Origin of the sequence: Pseudomonas sp. 58(2021) (genome assembly GCF_017491585.1) — a bacterium.
In the GTDB taxonomy this organism is placed as follows: domain Bacteria; phylum Pseudomonadota; class Gammaproteobacteria; order Pseudomonadales; family Pseudomonadaceae; genus Aquipseudomonas; species Aquipseudomonas fluorescens_BT.
The window spans coordinates 391,330-407,106 of record NZ_JAFGYZ010000001.1; the positions used below are offsets into that span (position 1 = coordinate 391,330).

A 15,777-nucleotide genomic window follows, 5' to 3' on the forward strand; every position below is an offset into this window, starting at 1 on the left:
CTTACTTGGCTGCATTCACCTGGCCTTTTGCGAGTTTTTTCCCGGACTGAAGACCGACAAACAACGGTTCAAGGATCGGTGCCACCAGGCGTGCGCCGACCTCCGAAAGGTGATTGTCATCGGTGTACAGGGAGTAGCCATCGAGCTCGGCGCGGCACAGACCGCTTTCGTCGCACAACCGAGACGCCGGGTCGATCACCCGTACCGCCGGATCCTTCGCCAGTTGGGCGAACAACTGGCTGTTGAAAGCCTGACGCTTGTGATGCTCGTCGACACTCTGGCCAACGCCCTCTACCGAGTGATCCAGCATCGCCAGCCGTGTGAGCCGATACGGTGGGCTGAAGGCCTGCAACGGCGCCTCCTTCACCAGCCAGACCCGGTGGCCGCCAGCGCGCAGTTGCGCGACCCGCGCCCGCAGACCGACGGCCAGACGCTGTTCGGCGGCGCTGCGGTCATATTGGCCGTCGCTTGTTCTGAGCACATGACCGAGATCACCTTTGGCATCGCCGTACAGATAGAGACTCCAGCGTGCGACCAGCACCACATCACTGACCCGCTGCGCGCTCAAGCCTTGCTCGACCCGTCGGTTGAAACGCGCACAAACCCCGTCATGCTCCAATCCTTCAACCGGGATACAACCGGGAGAACTGGCGAGAATCACGCTGACGCCGTGGGCTTTCGCGCCGTCGTCGAATATCGGAATCAGCGCCGTGGCATGACTGTCCCCCCAGACCATGGCCTGAGTCGGCAGGTTCTCCACACCGTAATGACAGAACAGTTTGTCGTCCGGCGTCTTGTCATCCGCCAGGCATGCCATCAGCTCCGGGCGCCATTCGCGCCCCTTGGCGTATTGCAGTGCCTGTTCGGACAGGCGCCACGGCAAACCGTCGGTCCAGCGCAACGCCTGCCCGGCCAGGCCGATCACCAGGATGCCGCACAAGCCTGCCAGCAGAATCTGCCGGCGTCCGGCGAGCAAGCGTCGTTCGCGAAACGGCGTCTCGACGAATTTCCACGACAGATAGCCCAGTACCAGGGTCAACAGGATCAGTCCTGCGATATCCAGCGCGCCGGGTTCTTCAACGCTGGCGTAGCTGGAAAACACGAATACCGGCCAATGCCAGAGATACCAGGAATAAGAGATCAGACCGAGACCGACCATCACCCGACTGCTCAAAAAGCGCCCCACTGCCGTTTCGCGATGACCGTTGGCCAGAATCAGCAGCACCACGCCCAGCACCGGCAACAACGCGGTCGCACCCGGGAACGGCGTCGACTTGTCATAGACGAACACCGCGAACAGGATCAGCCCCATGCCCGACAGGCTCAACAGCTGCGCTGCCAACGGTTTCAAACGCCACGCCTGTTTCGGCGCCACCGCCAGCATGGCACCGGCCAGCAACTCCCAGGCTCGCATCGGCAGCAGGAAGAAAGCTTTCTCCGGGTGGTGATTGATTGCCCACACACTCAGCCCGAAGGACAGCAGCAATATACCGAACAGCGCCAGTCGCCAGTGTTTCAGCCGGCTCGACAGCAGCGTCAGCAACAACGGGAACACAATGTAGAACTGTTCCTCCACCGCCAGCGACCAGGTGTGCAGCAGTGGCTTGAGATCGGACGCGACGTCGAAATAGCCGTCCTGACGCATGAACAGGATGTTCGAGACAAAGGTCACCTGGTAGCGCACCGACCGCCCCAGCTCCTCGTAGTCCTTGGGTGCCAGCAGGAACCAGCCCACCGCCATCACGGCGATGATCATTGCAAACAGTGCCGGCAGGATCCGCCGGGCACGCCGGGCCCAGAACTCGACGAAGCTGAAACGCCCTGCCTGGCGCTGGTTCCAGATGATCGAGGTGATCAGGTAGCCGGAAATCACGAAAAACACGTCCACGCCGACAAAGCCGCCGGTGAACCCCGGGACGCCAAAGTGGAACAGCACCACGGCAATCACCGCGACTGCCCGCAAGCCGTCGATATCCCTTCGATAAGCGAGTGTGCTCATAAATCTTTAATGCCAATCATTTGGTTGTTTTTTGTACAGCCTCAGTCGCTGCGTGTTGTTTTGCCAACTCACTGACCTTACCAGATCGCAAACCTCCCATCGTCCGGACAAAAAACAGGCAAAAAAATGGCGCCCCCTCAGGGACGCCATTTCTGGACTCGACCGACGATGTTACTTGCGCTTCATCGACAGGAAGAATTCGTCGTTGGTCTTGGTCGTTTTCAGCTTGTCGACCAGGAACTCGATGGCCGCCACTTCGTCCATCGGGTGCAGCAGCTTGCGCAGGATCCACATACGCTGCAGTTCGTCGTCGGCGGTCAGCAACTCTTCGCGACGAGTACCGGACTTGTTGATGTTGATGGCCGGGAATACACGCTTTTCGGCGATGCGACGGTCCAGTGGGAGCTCCATGTTGCCGGTGCCCTTGAACTCTTCGTAGATCACTTCATCCATCTTCGAACCGGTTTCAACCAGCGCGGTGGCGATGATGGTCAGCGAGCCGCCTTCTTCGATGTTACGCGCGGCACCGAAGAAACGCTTCGGCTTCTCCAGGGCGTGGGCATCGACACCACCGGTCAGCACCTTGCCGGAGCTCGGGATCACGGTGTTGTAGGCACGGGCCAGACGGGTGATGGAGTCGAGCAGGATCACCACGTCCTTCTTGTGCTCGACCAGGCGCTTGGCCTTCTCGATCACCATTTCAGCAACCTGCACGTGACGGGTCGGCGGCTCGTCGAAGGTCGAGGCAACCACTTCGCCGCGCACGGTGCGCTGCATTTCGGTCACTTCTTCCGGACGTTCGTCGATCAACAGCACGATCAGGTGAACTTCAGGGTTGTTACGGGCGATGTTCGCTGCGATGTTCTGCAGCATGATCGTTTTACCGGCTTTCGGCGGTGCAACGATCAGACCACGCTGGCCTTTGCCGATCGGGGCGCACAGGTCGATGACTCGACCGGTCAGGTCTTCGGTGGAACCGTTGCCGGCTTCCATCTTCATGCGCACGTTCGGGAACAGCGGGGTCAGGTTCTCGAAGAGAATCTTGTTCTTCGCGTTTTCCGGACGATCGAAGTTGATCGTGTCGACCTTGAGCAGGGCGAAATACCGCTCGCCTTCCTTCGGAGGGCGGATCTTGCCAACGATGGTGTCACCGGTGCGCAAGTTGAAACGGCGGATCTGGCTCGGCGAGACGTAAATGTCGTCAGGACCGGCGAGGTAGGAAGCGTCAGCGGAGCGCAGGAAGCCGAAGCCGTCCTGGAGAATCTCCAGCACGCCATCACCGGAGATTTCCTCACCGCTTTTAGCGTGCTTTTTCAGCAGGGAGAAAATCACGTCCTGCTTGCGCGAACGGGCCATATTTTCTATGCCCATCTGTTCGGCCAATTCGAGCAGTTCGGTAATCGGCTTTTGCTTGAGTTCAGTCAGATTCATATAGGAATGACGTAATCATTTATGGAGGGGGGAAATTAAGCTTTTGGCTTAATGAGGCCGCGCCGCGGAGAAGGCGACAGGATCGCGTACTTGTTCGAAAAGGAGTGCGTCGGCGACGGCTAGCAGGGGGCAGTGGAGAAACCAGTGCGGGGCCGAATGTACCACCTGAGTTTCGGAGCGTCTAGCCCTGAATACGCAAAAAGCCCCGCAATTTGCGGGGCTTTTTGAGGACAATCTTTACCGCGACGCTTAGATGTTGGCGTCGAGGAAAGCAGCCAGTTGCGACTTCGACAGGGCGCCGACCTTGGTCGCTTCCACGTTGCCGTTCTTGAACAGCATCAGGGTCGGAATACCCCGTACGCCGTGCTTGGCAGGGGTTTCCTGGTTTTCGTCGATGTTCAGCTTGGCAACGGTCAGCTTGCCTTTGTAAGTCTCTGCAATCTCGTCCAGAACCGGAGCGATCATTTTGCAAGGGCCGCACCATTCAGCCCAGTAGTCGACCAGGACAGCGCCTTCGGCCTTGAGTACGTCGGCTTCGAAGCTAGCGTCGCTAACGTGTTTGATCAGATCGCTGCTCATGGAATTCTCCAGGTTGTAAGCAAAAAAACGTGGCCCATCATAGCCGCCCTTCCCTTGTTCAGGAAGCCGCAGATGATTGAGTCTTGCTATGGCACTCGATGAGTTTGGGTATAGCTCAAGTCACGCACCGGCGGGGGCGATGAAGGCGATTCCGGTGCGCAGGGCTGCGTTGCGCACGTGCTCCTGCATGGCTTTCTGCGCGGCGGCGGAGGCCCGGCGGGCCAGGGCGCGGAGGATCTTGCGGTGTTCCTGCCAGGTTTCCATGGCCCGCTCGGCGCGGATGAACGGTAATTTCTGGCTTTCCAGAAAGATGTCGGCGCTGGCGGTGAGGATGCTCAGCATCGCCTGATTGCCGCTGGCCAGCAGAATCCGCCGGTGGAATTCGAAATCCAGTCTCGCCGCTGCCTCGAAGTCGCCGGCACGCAGCTGCTCGCGCATGGCGGCGACGTTGTCTTCCAGTTCGTCCAGATCAAACGTGCTCAGCGTCACCGCCGCCAGACCGGCCGCAAACCCTTCCAGCGCATAGCGCAACTGAAAGATTTCCAGCGGCGAAGCCTGGGCTGCAAACGGCCAGGCCGGTGCACCCTCACCGCGCGGCAACTCCACCGGCGCCTGCACGAAAACGCCCTTGCCCGGCTGGATGCTGACCACCCCCAGCGCGCTCAAGGACGACAACGCCTCACGCAACGACGCGCGACTGACGCCCAGCTGAACCGCCAGATCCCGTTGCGAAGGCAGCGCATCGCCGGGGCGGAAGCCCTGCTCGGTAATCAATTTGCGGATCGCTTGCAGCGCCACTTCGGGTACGGCGCGAGAGATCGAGTTCATGGTTTTCCAGACGGACCAGGCCAAGGTGCGGCCAGTTGTAATGCTATTCGAGGCATCAGGCAAGTCGTGCCCCAGCGGGGTTCGGCGGTGCACGCCGATGCGCTATCGCAGTGCGAAATCCAACCTGACTGTTCAGACCAGTAAGACCGAACAAACCCGCTAAACCCGTGGCTTTGCACAGCCGAAGCCCAGTCTTGGCACGGCCCGTGCTCTGTCTGATCGCAGAATTCACTTCCCGCCGATCCGGAGATTGTCCATGACGAAGCGTTACAGCGCCCTCCTCGCCGCCCTGTTTGCCGGTCTGATGCTGAGCCAGGCCCCCGCCCATGCCGACGGACTGGACGACGTGGTCAAACGCGGCACCTTGAAAGTCGCCGTGCCTCAGGACTTCCCGCCCTTCGGTTCGGTCGGCCCGGACATGAAGCCGCGCGGCCTGGATATCGACACCGCGAAACTGCTGGCCGACCAGCTCAAGGTCAAACTCGAACTGACCCCGGTCAACAGCACCAACCGCATCCCGTTCCTGACCACCGGCAAGGTCGACCTGGTGATTTCCAGCCTCGGCAAGAACCCCGAGCGCGAAAAGGTCATCGATTTCTCCCGTGCCTACGCGCCGTTCTACCTCGCCGTGTTCGGCCCGCCGGATGCAGCCGTCAGCACCCTGGACGATCTCAAGGGCAAGACCATCAGCGTCACCCGTGGCGCGATCGAGGACATCGAGCTGACCAAGGTTGCCCCCGAAGGCGTGACCATCAAGCGCTTCGAAGACAACAACTCGACCATCGCCGCCTACCTCGCAGGGCAAGTTGACCTGATCGCCAGCGGCAACGTGGTGATGGTCGCCATCAGTGAAAAGAGCCCGAAACGCGTGCCCGCGCTGAAAGTGAAGCTCAAGGATTCGCCGGTTTACGTCGGCGTGAACAAAAACGAGCCGGCGCTGCTGGCCAAGGTCAACGAGATCCTGACCACCGCCAAGGCTGACGGCGCGCTGGAAAAGAACGCGCAGACCTGGCTCAAAGAGCCGCTGCCGGCCGACCTCTGACCGGCGCCGCGGGAGACTTTCATGGCCTATCAGTTCGATTTCTTGCCGGTGGTGGAAAACACCGACCTGCTGCTGCGCGGGGCGTTGTTCACCCTTGAGCTGACGGCCATCGGCGCGCTGTTCGGGGTTGGCGTGGGCATCGTCGGGGCGCTGGTGCGGGCGTGGAACATCCGCCCGTTCTCGGCGATCTTCGGCGTGTATGTGGAGTTGATCCGCAACACGCCGTTCCTGGTGCAACTGTTCTTCATCTTTTTCGGCCTGCCGTCCCTCGGCATGCAGATTTCCGAGTGGCAGGCGGCGGTGCTGGCGATGGTGATCAACCTTGGTGCGTACTCGACCGAGATCATCCGCGCCGGCATCCAGGCGATTCCGCGCGGGCAGCTGGAAGCAGCGGCGGCCTTGGCGATGAGTCGCTTCGAAGCGTTCCGCCATGTGGTGCTGCTGCCGGCGCTGGGCAAGGTCTGGCCGGCGCTGAGCAGCCAGATCATCATCGTGATGCTCGGTTCGGCGGTGTGTTCGCAGATCGCCACCGAAGAGTTGAGCTTCGCCGCCAACTTCATTCAGTCGCGCAACTTCCGCGCTTTTGAAACCTACGCCCTGACCACCCTCATTTATCTGTGCATGGCGCTGCTGATCCGTCAGTTGCTGAACTGGCTCGGCCGGCGCTACCTGTCGAAAAGCAGCGCAAGGAGCAGCCAATGAGCGACTTCACGTTCTGGGACATCCTGCGCAACCTGCTCACCGGCCTGCAATGGACGCTGGCGCTGTCGCTGGTGGCGTTCATCGGCGGCGGGATCGTCGGGTTGCTGATCCTGATCATGCGCATCTCGAAAAACCCGCTGCCCAGCAGCATCGCCCGCACCTGGATCGAACTGTTCCAGGGCACACCGCTGTTGATGCAGCTGTTTCTGGTGTTCTTCGGCGTGGCGCTGGCCGGGGTGGAAATTTCGCCGTGGATGGCAGCGGCGATTGCCCTGACGCTGTTCACCAGCGCTTATCTGGCGGAGATCTGGCGCGGCTGCGTCGAGGCGATTCCCCATGGTCAGTGGGAGGCGTCGTCGAGCCTGGCGCTGAATCCGCTGGAGCAACTGCGCTACGTGATCCTCCCGCAGGCGCTGCGCATTGCCGTAGCACCGACCGTGGGTTTCTCGGTGCAAGTGGTCAAAGGCACCGCTGTGACCTCGATCATCGGCTTCACCGAACTGACCAAGACCGGCGGCATGCTCGCCAACGCCACCTTCGAACCGTTCATGGTCTACGGCCTCGTCGCCTTGGGCTACTTCCTGCTCTGCTACCCCCTGTCCCTCAGTGCGCGCTACCTGGAAAGGAGACTGCATGCCTCTGCTTAGAATTTCCGCCCTGCATAAATATTACGGCGATCACCACGTGCTCAAAGGCATCGACCTGAGCGTCGAGGAAGGCCAGGTCGTGGCGATCATCGGCCGCAGCGGCTCGGGCAAATCCACCCTGCTGCGCACCCTCAACGGTCTGGAATCGATCAACGACGGCGTGATCGAAGTCGACGGCGAATACCTCGACGCCGCCCGCGCCGATTTGCGCAGCCTGCGGCAGAAAGTCGGGATGGTGTTCCAGCAGTTCAACCTGTTCCCGCACCTGACGGTGGGCGAAAACGTGATGCTCGCGCCGCAAGTGGTACAGAAAGTACCCAAGGCCAAAGCGCAAGAGCTGGCGCGGCAGATGCTGGAGCGCGTCGGCCTGGGCGAGAAATTCGATGCCTTCCCGGATCGTCTCTCGGGTGGCCAGCAACAGCGCGTGGCGATTGCCCGGGCGCTGGCGATGTCACCCAAGGTGCTGCTGTGTGACGAGATCACTTCGGCGCTGGATCCGGAACTGGTCAATGAAGTGCTCGGCGTGGTCCGCCAGCTCGCGAAGGAAGGCATGACGCTGATCATGGTCACCCACGAAATGCGCTTCGCCCGGGAGGTCGGGGACAAACTGGTGTTCATGCACCAGGGCAAGGTGCATGAGGTGGGCGATCCGAAAGTGCTGTTTGCCGATCCGCAGACGCCGGAGCTGGCGAATTTCATCGGAACCGTGGAAGCCGCAGGCTGAAAGCTGGCCGTCAGTGCGCTAAATCAAGGGTTTGAGCCATGCGCGTTGGCGGCAGCGTTTGATCGTGGCACGATGTCGGGGTTATCGACCGAGACCCCCAGACCATGCCGCAATCCCAAGCCAAGAATCTGTCCCTGATCGCCGCGATCGACCTGGGCTCCAACAGCTTCCACATGGTCGTGGCCAAGGCCCAGAACGGCGAAATCCGTATTCTCGAACGTCTCGGGGAGAAGGTTCAGCTGGCTGCCGGCATCGACGATGAGCGCCATCTCAACGAAGAATCCATGCAGCGCGGGCTCGACTGCCTCAAGCGTTTTGCTCAACTGATCAACGGCATGCCGCTGGGCGCCGTGCGGATCGTCGGCACCAATGCCCTGCGCGAAGCCCGTAACCGCCTGGAGTTCATCCACCGCGCCGAAGAAATCCTCGGCCACCCGGTGGAAGTCATTTCCGGCCGTGAAGAGGCGCGTCTGATCTACCTCGGCGTGTCCCACACCCTCGCCGACACCCCGGGCAAACGCCTGGTCGCCGACATCGGCGGCGGCAGTACCGAATTCATCATCGGCCAGCGTTTCGAGCCGTTGCTGCGCGAAAGCCTGCAAATGGGCTGCGTGAGTTTCACCCAGCGCTATTTCAAGGACGGCAAGATCACCCCGGCCCGCTACGCCCAGGCGTACACGGCGGCGCGGCTGGAAATCATGAGCATCGAACACGCCCTGCACCGTCTGACCTGGGATGAAGCCATCGGCTCCTCGGGCACCATCCGCGCTATCGGCCTGGCGCTGAAGGCCGGCGGTCACGGTACCGGCGAAGTGAACGCCGAAGGTCTGGCGTGGCTCAAGCGTCGCCTGTTCAAGCTCGGCGATGTCGACAAGATCGATTTCGAAGGCATCAAGCCGGATCGTCGGGCGATCTTCCCGGCGGGCCTGGCGATTCTCGAAGCGATCTTCGACGCCCTCGAACTGCAACGCATGGACCACTGCGAAGGCGCGCTGCGTGAAGGCGTGCTCTACGACCTGCTCGGCCGCCATCATCACGAAGACGTGCGCGAACGTACCCTGACCTCGCTGATGGAGCGCTACCACGTCGACCTGGAACAGGCCGCACGGGTCGAGCGCAAAGCCCTGCACGCGTTCGATCAAGTGGCCGTGGACTGGGAACTGGAAGACGGCATCTGGCGCGAACTGCTGGGCTGGGCGGCGAAAGTGCACGAAGTCGGGCTCGACATCGCTCACTACCACTACCACAAGCACGGCGCCTACCTGATCGAGCACTCGGACCTCGCCGGCTTCTCCCGCGAAGACCAGCAAATGCTCGCCCTGCTGGTGCGCGGCCACCGCCGCAACATCCCCAAGGACAAGTTCGCCGAGTTCGGCGACGAGGGCGACAAGCTGATCCGCCTGTGCGTACTGCTGCGTTTCGCCATCCTGTTCCACCATATCCGTGGCACCCAGGCAATGCCGCAAGTGGCGCTGCACGCCAACGGCAACAACCTCGACGTGGAATTCCCGGAGAACTGGCTGGATGAAAACCAGCTGACCCAGGCGGATTTCGCGCTTGAGGCGGAGTGGCTGACGCGGGTGGGGATTGTTCTGACCGTGCACTGAGTAACGGGCAGGCACAAAAAAGGCGATCCCGGATGGATCGCCTTTTTTATGGCCTTGAAACCTGCGGTCAGCTGCTCACCGGCAGAATCGGGCTGCCCAATCGCTCCAGCAGAGTCGCCTGGGCACTGCGCGGGTTCTGGTTGCCGGTCGGCGTGTTGCGGATGTAGCGGCCGTCCGATTGCAGGCTCCAGCTGTGGGTGTTGTCGGTCAGGTACAGCTCCAGCTCTTTCTTGACCCGGGTCAGCAGCTTCTTGCCTTCCACCGGGAAGCAAGTCTCGACGCGCTTGTCGAGGTTGCGCTCCATCCAGTCGGCACTGGACAGGAACATCTGCTCCTCGCCGCCGTTGAGGAAGTAGAACACCCGGGTGTGTTCAAGGAAGCGGCCGATGATCGAGCGCACGTGAATGTTGTGCGAAACCCCGGCGATACCCGGACGCAGGCAGCACATGCCGCGCACCACCAGATCGATGCGCACGCCGGACTGGCTGGCCTTGTACAGCGCGCGGATGATCTTCGGATCGGTCAGCGAGTTGAACTTGGCGATGATGTGCGCCGGCTTGCCGTCGAGCGCGAACTGCGTCTCGCGGGTGATCATGTCGAGCATGCCCTTCTTGAGGGTGAACGGCGCATGCAGCAGTTTTTTCATGCGCAGCGTTTTGCCCATCCCGATCAACTGGCTGAACAGTTTGCCGACGTCTTCGCACAAGGCATCGTCAGAGGTCAGCAGGCTGTAGTCGGTGTACAGGCGGGCGTTGCCGGCGTGGTAGTTACCGGTGCCGAGGTGCGCGTACCGCACGATTTCGCCGGCTTCGCGGCGCAGGATCAGCATCATCTTGGCGTGGGTCTTGAAGCCGACCACGCCGTAGATCACCACCGCACCCGCCGCCTGCAGGCGGCTGGCCAGTTGCAGGTTGGACTCTTCGTCGAAGCGCGCACGCAGCTCGATGACCGCCGTCACTTCCTTGCCGTTACGCGCGGCGTCCACCAGCGCATCGACGATTTCCGAGTTGGCACCGGAGCGGTACAGCGTTTGGCGCACGGCCAGAACGTGCGGGTCTTTAGCGGCCTGGCGCAGCAGGTCGACCACCGGGGTGAACGACTCGAACGGGTGCAGCAGCAGGATGTCCTGCTTGCTGATCACGCTGAAAATGTTCTCGCTGTTCTGCAGCAGTTTCGGAATCTGCGGGGTGAACGGCGTGTATTGCAGCTCCGGATGGCTGTCCAGACCAGTGATGCTGAACAGACGGGTCAGGTTGACCGGGCCGTTGACCTGATAAAGCTCGGTCTCGCTCAGGTTGAACTGCTTGAGCAGGTAGTCCGACAGGTGTTTCGGGCAAGTGTCGGCGACTTCCAGGCGTACGGCGTCACCGTAACGACGGGAGAACAGTTCGCCACGCAGGGCGCGGGCCAGGTCTTCGACGTCTTCGGAATCGAGCGCCAGGTCGGCGTTTCGGGTCAGGCGGAACTGGTAGCAGCCTTTTACCTTCATGCCCTGGAACAGGTCATCGGCGTGGGCGTGGATCATCGACGACAGGAACACATAGTTGTCGCCAGGTCCGCCGACTTCTTCCGGCACCTTGATGATCCGTGGCAGCAGACGCGGTGCCGGAATGATCGCCAGACCGGAATCGCGACCGAAGGCGTCGATGCCTTCGAGCTCGACGATAAAGTTCAGGCTCTTGTTCACCAGCAACGGGAACGGGTGCGTCGGGTCGAGGCCGATCGGGGTGATGATCGGCGCGATCTCGTCGCGGAAGTAGCGGCGCACCCAGGTTTTGATCTTGGTCGTCCAGTGGCGGCGACGGATGAAACGCACCTGATGCTTTTCCAGCTCTGGCAGCAGGATGTCGTTGAGGATCGCGTACTGGCGGTCTACATGACCGTGCACCAGCTCGCTGATGCGGGCCAGGGCCTGATGCGGTTGCAGACCATCGGCGCCGGCCTGTTCACGGGCGAAGGTGATCTGCTTCTTGAGGCCGGCGACGCGGATTTCAAAGAATTCGTCGAGGTTGCTGGAGAAGATCAGCAGAAACTTCAGCCGCTCCAGCAACGGGTAGGACTCGTCCAGCGCCTGCTCCAGCACGCGGATATTGAACTGCAGTTGCGACAATTCACGGTGGATGTACAGGCTGCTGTCATCCAGGCCGGGAATCGCGATCACCGGTGCCGCCGCGACGGGTTCAGTTGCCGGCGCGGGTGGCGCAGGCTCCAGTTCCGGCGGGGTTTCGGAAATCTGCTCGACCACGGGTTGAGCTTCTTTTACGGCAACTTCAGTGAGTCCTTCGGTATTCATCGAATGTTCCTGGGAGGGCTATTTCTGCTCTCGTAACAATTGAGCGGCGCGGACAGCAAAGTAAGTGAGGATGCCATCAGCGCCGGCACGTTTAAAGGCGGTCAGGGATTCGAGGATCACGCCTTCGCTCAACCAGCCATTCTGGATCGCCGCCATATGCATGGCGTATTCGCCGCTGACCTGATAGACGAAGGTCGGCACTTTGAAGGCATCTTTTACCCGGAACAAAATGTCCAGGTACGGCATGCCGGGTTTGACCATGACCATGTCCGCGCCTTCAGACAAGTCCGCGCCCACTTCGTGCAGCGCTTCGTCGCTGTTGGCCGGGTCCATCTGGTAGGAGGCCTTGTTCGCCTTGCCCAGGTTCGCGGCCGAACCCACGGCGTCACGGAACGGGCCGTAATAGGCACTGGCGTACTTGGCCGAGTAGGCCATGATCCGCACGTTGACGTGACCGGCCAGCTCCAGCGCTTCGCGGATCGCCTGGATGCGGCCGTCCATCATGTCCGACGGGGCAACCACCTGGGCGCCAGCGGCAGCATGGGACAACGCCTGTTTGACCAGTGCATCGACGGTGATGTCGTTCTGCACGTAGCCTTCTTCGTCAAGAATGCCGTCCTGACCGTGAGTGGTGAACGGGTCGAGGGCGACGTCGGTGATCACGCCCAGCTCCGGGAATCGGTCACGCAGGGCGCGGGTGGCGCGCTGGGCGATCCCTTCGGGATTCCAGGCTTCGGCGGCATCGAGGGATTTGAGTTCAGGTGGCGTGACCGGGAACAGCGCCAGTGCCGGAATCCCCAATTCGACCCATTTGGCGGCTTCTTCAAGCAGCAGGTCGATGGTCAGGCGCTCGACGCCCGGCATCGAGGCCACGGCTTCGCGGCGGTTTTCACCGTCGAGCACGAACACCGGCAGGATCAGGTCATCGACCGTCAGGACATTCTCACGCACCAGCCGCCGGGAAAAATCATCACGACGATTGCGACGCAGGCGGGTGGCGGGGAACAGACGGTTGGCTGGGGTAAAGCTCACGGCAGACTCCTGAGCCCGCGCAAACGGGCGAGCGTGACAGTTATAAGCGGCCATTATGACGGTCGTATTACAGTTATGTGCACCCCTGTGACACGTAGCCGCAATCCATTGTCGTTGTAGGAAATGTTAACGTCGAGACACATTTCGACACTTTCCTGAATGTGTCCGAAGGGTTAGGCTGCGCGTTCATTTCGCCAGCACCCAGACAATGCTCCAACAATTTCTGCATGACTTCGGCTACTTTGCCCTGTTTCTCGGGACGTTTTTCGAAGGCGAAACCATCCTGGTGCTCGCGGGCTTCCTCGCGTTCCGTGAATACATGGACATCAAACTGGTGGTGGTCGTGGCGTTCTTCGGCAGCTATGCCGGCGATCAGCTGTGGTACTTCCTGGGCCGCAAACACGGACGCAAGTTGCTGGCGCGCAAGCCGCGCTGGCAGATGATGGGCGACCGCGCGCTGGAACACATCCGCAAGCACCCGGACATCTGGGTCTTGAGTTTCCGCTTCGTGTACGGCCTGCGCACGGTGATGCCGGTGGCGATCGGCCTGTCGGGCTATCCGCCGGGACGCTATCTGCTGCTCAACGGTATCGGCGCCGCGATCTGGGCCACCGCCCTGGCCGCTGCCGCCTACCATTTCGGCGCCGTGCTCGAAGGCATGCTCGGCAGCATCAAGAAGTATGAATTGTGGGTACTGGGCGCGCTGCTGGTGCTCGGCCTGGGCCTGTGGCTGCGCCGCCGGTTCAAGAATGCCCGGCTGGCCAAGAAAGTCTATGAGGACGAGCAGTTGGCCAAGGCCGAACGGCACAAAGCCGAACAGGCCGAGGCCGCCGAGCCTAAGACGCCAGCCGAGTAAAGCGCCGGTGGCAGCAATACAGCCCGATGCCGCTGAGCAGGCTGTAACCGAACAGGCCGACCCACATCGACGGGCCGGCCGGCCATAGCCCGACCTGCGGCGCCAGCCATACCAACGGCAGGTTCGCCGCCAACCGCAGCAGCTCCAGTTTCAGCGCCCACGGGCGATTCTCCAGGGCCACGCCCAACACAAACAAACCGAACGCCACCGCGCCCCAGCCCAGCACCAATGCACTGGTGGGCAGACGGTGTTCCAGATTCATCAGATAACTGCCCAGCGCCACGTACACGCTGAATTGCAGCGCCACATACCCCTGCTGTCGGGCGCCCAGCGGCACTTCGAATTTGCGGAACCGGCTCAGGTCCGGCTTGCTCATCGGGTATTTCTCCGCCACATCCGCCGGCCGCCATCCCGTGCGCATGAACCAGATCCGCCACTTGTCCCACTTGCGCCCGGCACGCCGCGCGTCGTCCCACAGCTGCGCGTAGAACTGCAGGTTGGCCCACAACGGATTCCAGCTCGCCAGCGGTGTGGTCACGCCGAAAATCACCGGTTCATCGTCGTCCTCTTCCTGGAACGAGCCAAACAGACGGTCCCAAATAATGAACACCCCGCCGTAGTTGCGATCCATGTAGAGAGCGTTCTGTGCATGGTGAGCCCGATGATTGGACGGCGTGACGAAGCACCATTCGAACCAGCCGAGCTTGGGAATGTGCCGGGTATGAACCCAGAATTGATACAGCAGATTCAGCGCCGCAACGCTGACGAACACCAGCAGCGGCACCCCGAGCACGGCCATCGGCAGGTAAAAGATCCAGCCGAGCAGAAACCCGGTGCTGGTCTGGCGCAAGGCAGTGGAAAGGTTGTAGTCCTCGCTCTGGTGATGCACCGAATGCGCCGCCCAGAGGATGTTCCGTTCGTGACCCATGCGGTGCAGCCAGTAGTAGCAGAAATCGTAGAGAACAAAGGCGAAAAACCACACCCAGACGCTGTCCGCCGACAGCCTGAGCAGCGCCAGATGCTCCAGGGCAAAGCCGTAGGTCACCAGCCCCACGCTCTTGGTCAGCAGGCCGGTGGTGGTCGACAGCACCCCGGTGCTGATGCTGTTCACCGCATCGGCCAGGCGATAGTTGCTCACCCCGCGCCAACGGTCGGCGATCAGCTCGGCCGCGATCAATACGAAGAAAAACGGCACCGCATACAGAATGAAGTTCATGACGCGCCCTGATCGAGATCCGTGTGCACAGATCCTAGGTGTAGCCGCGGCTAGACCCTATGGCAACGAACGACAAATTAGTGGACATTTAGCGCCATGAATCTGGAGAGAAACCCATGAGCAAAAAAGTTGCAGTGATCCTGTCCGGTTGCGGCGTATACGACGGCGCCGAGATCCACGAAAGCGTCATCACCCTGTTGCGCCTGGATCAGCGTGGCGCCCAGGTGCAGTGCTTCGCCCCGGACATCGCGCAATTGCATGTGATCAACCACCTCACCGGCAAAGAGATGCCCGAGTCGCGCAACGTGCTGGTGGAATCGGCGCGCATCGCCCGGGGCAACGTCAAGGATGTCCGTGAAGCCGATGTCGATGATTTCGATGCGCTAATCGTGCCCGGCGGTTTCGGCGCGGCGAAGAACCTGTCGAACTTCGCCGTCGACGGCGCTGGCTGCTGCGTCCAGCCTGACGTACTGGCATTGGCCGAAGCCTTTGCCGAAGCGGGTAAACCGGTGGGACTGATCTGCATTTCGCCGGCGCTGGCCGCCAAGATCTACGGCCCGGGTGTGACCTGCACCATTGGCAACGATGCCGACACCGCAGCAGCCATCGGCAAGATGGGCGCCACCCACGAAGACTGCGCGGTGACCGACATCATCGAAGACAAGGCACGCAAACTGGTGACCACCCCGGCCTACATGCTGGCGCAGTCGATCAGTGAGGCGGCTTCGGGGATCAACAAGCTGGTCGACCGCGTCCTCGAACTGACCCACGAAAACGACGCCTGATCTCTTGGTCGAACACACACCCAATGTGGGAGCGGG

14 protein-coding genes are annotated in these 15,777 nt (G+C 61.3%); 7 read left to right on the forward strand and 7 right to left on the reverse strand.

The window, feature by feature from the left end:
• Position 1 precedes the first annotated feature (1 nt).
• The 4 genes from J5M72_RS01820 to J5M72_RS01835 form a co-directional block, all read right to left on the reverse strand.
• Positions 2-1,999 carry an acyltransferase family protein gene (locus tag J5M72_RS01820; protein ID WP_207863849.1) on the reverse strand — a complete coding sequence of 666 codons (1,998 nt, stop codon included), beginning with the start codon at positions 1,997-1,999 and terminating at the stop codon, positions 2-4.
• Between the two features lie 171 nt (positions 2,000-2,170).
• Positions 2,171-3,430, reverse strand: a complete 1,260-nt coding sequence (gene rho / locus J5M72_RS01825) for a transcription termination factor Rho (RefSeq protein ID WP_007951825.1) — start codon at positions 3,428-3,430, stop codon at positions 2,171-2,173.
• A gap of 249 nt (positions 3,431-3,679) precedes the next feature.
• A complete protein-coding gene (trxA, locus tag J5M72_RS01830; RefSeq protein ID WP_003206727.1) occupies positions 3,680-4,009 on the reverse strand; it encodes a thioredoxin TrxA in 330 nt (109 codons plus the stop codon).
• A gap of 120 nt (positions 4,010-4,129) precedes the next feature.
• Positions 4,130-4,837, reverse strand: a complete 708-nt coding sequence (locus J5M72_RS01835; protein WP_169432402.1) for an FCD domain-containing protein — start codon at positions 4,835-4,837, stop codon at positions 4,130-4,132.
• Between the two features lie 256 nt (positions 4,838-5,093).
• On the opposite strand from J5M72_RS01835, the gene J5M72_RS01840 reads away from it, so the two are divergent.
• The 5 genes from J5M72_RS01840 to ppx all read left to right on the forward strand — a co-directional run bounded on the left by J5M72_RS01840 (position 5,094) and on the right by ppx (position 9,559).
• A complete protein-coding gene (locus J5M72_RS01840) occupies positions 5,094-5,879 on the forward strand; it encodes a transporter substrate-binding domain-containing protein (RefSeq protein WP_169432403.1) in 786 nt (261 codons plus the stop codon).
• Positions 5,880-5,900: 21 nt separating this feature from the next.
• On the forward strand, positions 5,901-6,581 hold the full coding sequence (locus J5M72_RS01845) for an amino acid ABC transporter permease (protein ID WP_207863850.1): 681 nt from the start codon (positions 5,901-5,903) through the stop codon (positions 6,579-6,581).
• Positions 6,578-7,228 carry an amino acid ABC transporter permease gene (locus tag J5M72_RS01850; protein WP_011336490.1) on the forward strand — a complete coding sequence of 217 codons (651 nt, stop codon included), beginning with the start codon at positions 6,578-6,580 and terminating at the stop codon, positions 7,226-7,228. The genes J5M72_RS01845 and J5M72_RS01850 overlap by 4 nt, the downstream gene beginning before the upstream one ends.
• The gene (locus tag J5M72_RS01855; protein ID WP_169432405.1) at positions 7,215-7,952 is read left to right on the forward strand and encodes an amino acid ABC transporter ATP-binding protein; all 738 of its coding nucleotides are present in this window, start codon (positions 7,215-7,217) and stop codon (positions 7,950-7,952) included. Before J5M72_RS01850 ends, J5M72_RS01855 begins: the two co-directional genes overlap by 14 nt.
• Positions 7,953-8,056: 104 nt before the next feature.
• The gene (gene ppx, locus J5M72_RS01860) at positions 8,057-9,559 is read left to right on the forward strand and encodes an exopolyphosphatase (protein ID WP_169432406.1); all 1,503 of its coding nucleotides are present in this window, start codon (positions 8,057-8,059) and stop codon (positions 9,557-9,559) included.
• Positions 9,560-9,626: 67 nt separating this feature from the next.
• Here the strand turns inward: ppx and ppk1 are convergent, their stop codons facing one another.
• Positions 9,627-11,852, reverse strand: a complete 2,226-nt coding sequence (ppk1, locus tag J5M72_RS01865) for a polyphosphate kinase 1 (protein ID WP_207863851.1) — start codon at positions 11,850-11,852, stop codon at positions 9,627-9,629.
• 18 nt (positions 11,853-11,870) lie between these two features.
• Entirely contained in the window at positions 11,871-12,884 is a 1,014-nt protein-coding gene (gene hemB, locus J5M72_RS01870) for a porphobilinogen synthase (protein WP_007951836.1), read from the reverse strand.
• Between the two features lie 208 nt (positions 12,885-13,092).
• On the opposite strand from hemB, the gene J5M72_RS01875 reads away from it, so the two are divergent.
• Complete coding sequence (locus J5M72_RS01875) at positions 13,093-13,740, forward strand: DedA family protein (protein ID WP_169432408.1); 648 nt, start codon at positions 13,093-13,095, stop codon at positions 13,738-13,740.
• Here the strand turns inward: J5M72_RS01875 and J5M72_RS01880 are convergent.
• Complete coding sequence (locus J5M72_RS01880) at positions 13,721-14,956, reverse strand: sterol desaturase family protein (RefSeq protein WP_207863852.1); 1,236 nt, start codon at positions 14,954-14,956, stop codon at positions 13,721-13,723. The two genes, J5M72_RS01875 and J5M72_RS01880, sit on opposite strands and share 20 nt — an antisense overlap.
• A 116-nt stretch (positions 14,957-15,072) precedes the next feature.
• Between J5M72_RS01880 and elbB the strand changes: the two genes are divergently transcribed.
• Positions 15,073-15,741, forward strand: a complete 669-nt coding sequence (gene elbB / locus J5M72_RS01885) for an isoprenoid biosynthesis glyoxalase ElbB (RefSeq protein WP_169432410.1) — start codon at positions 15,073-15,075, stop codon at positions 15,739-15,741.
• Positions 15,742-15,777 lie beyond the last annotated feature (36 nt).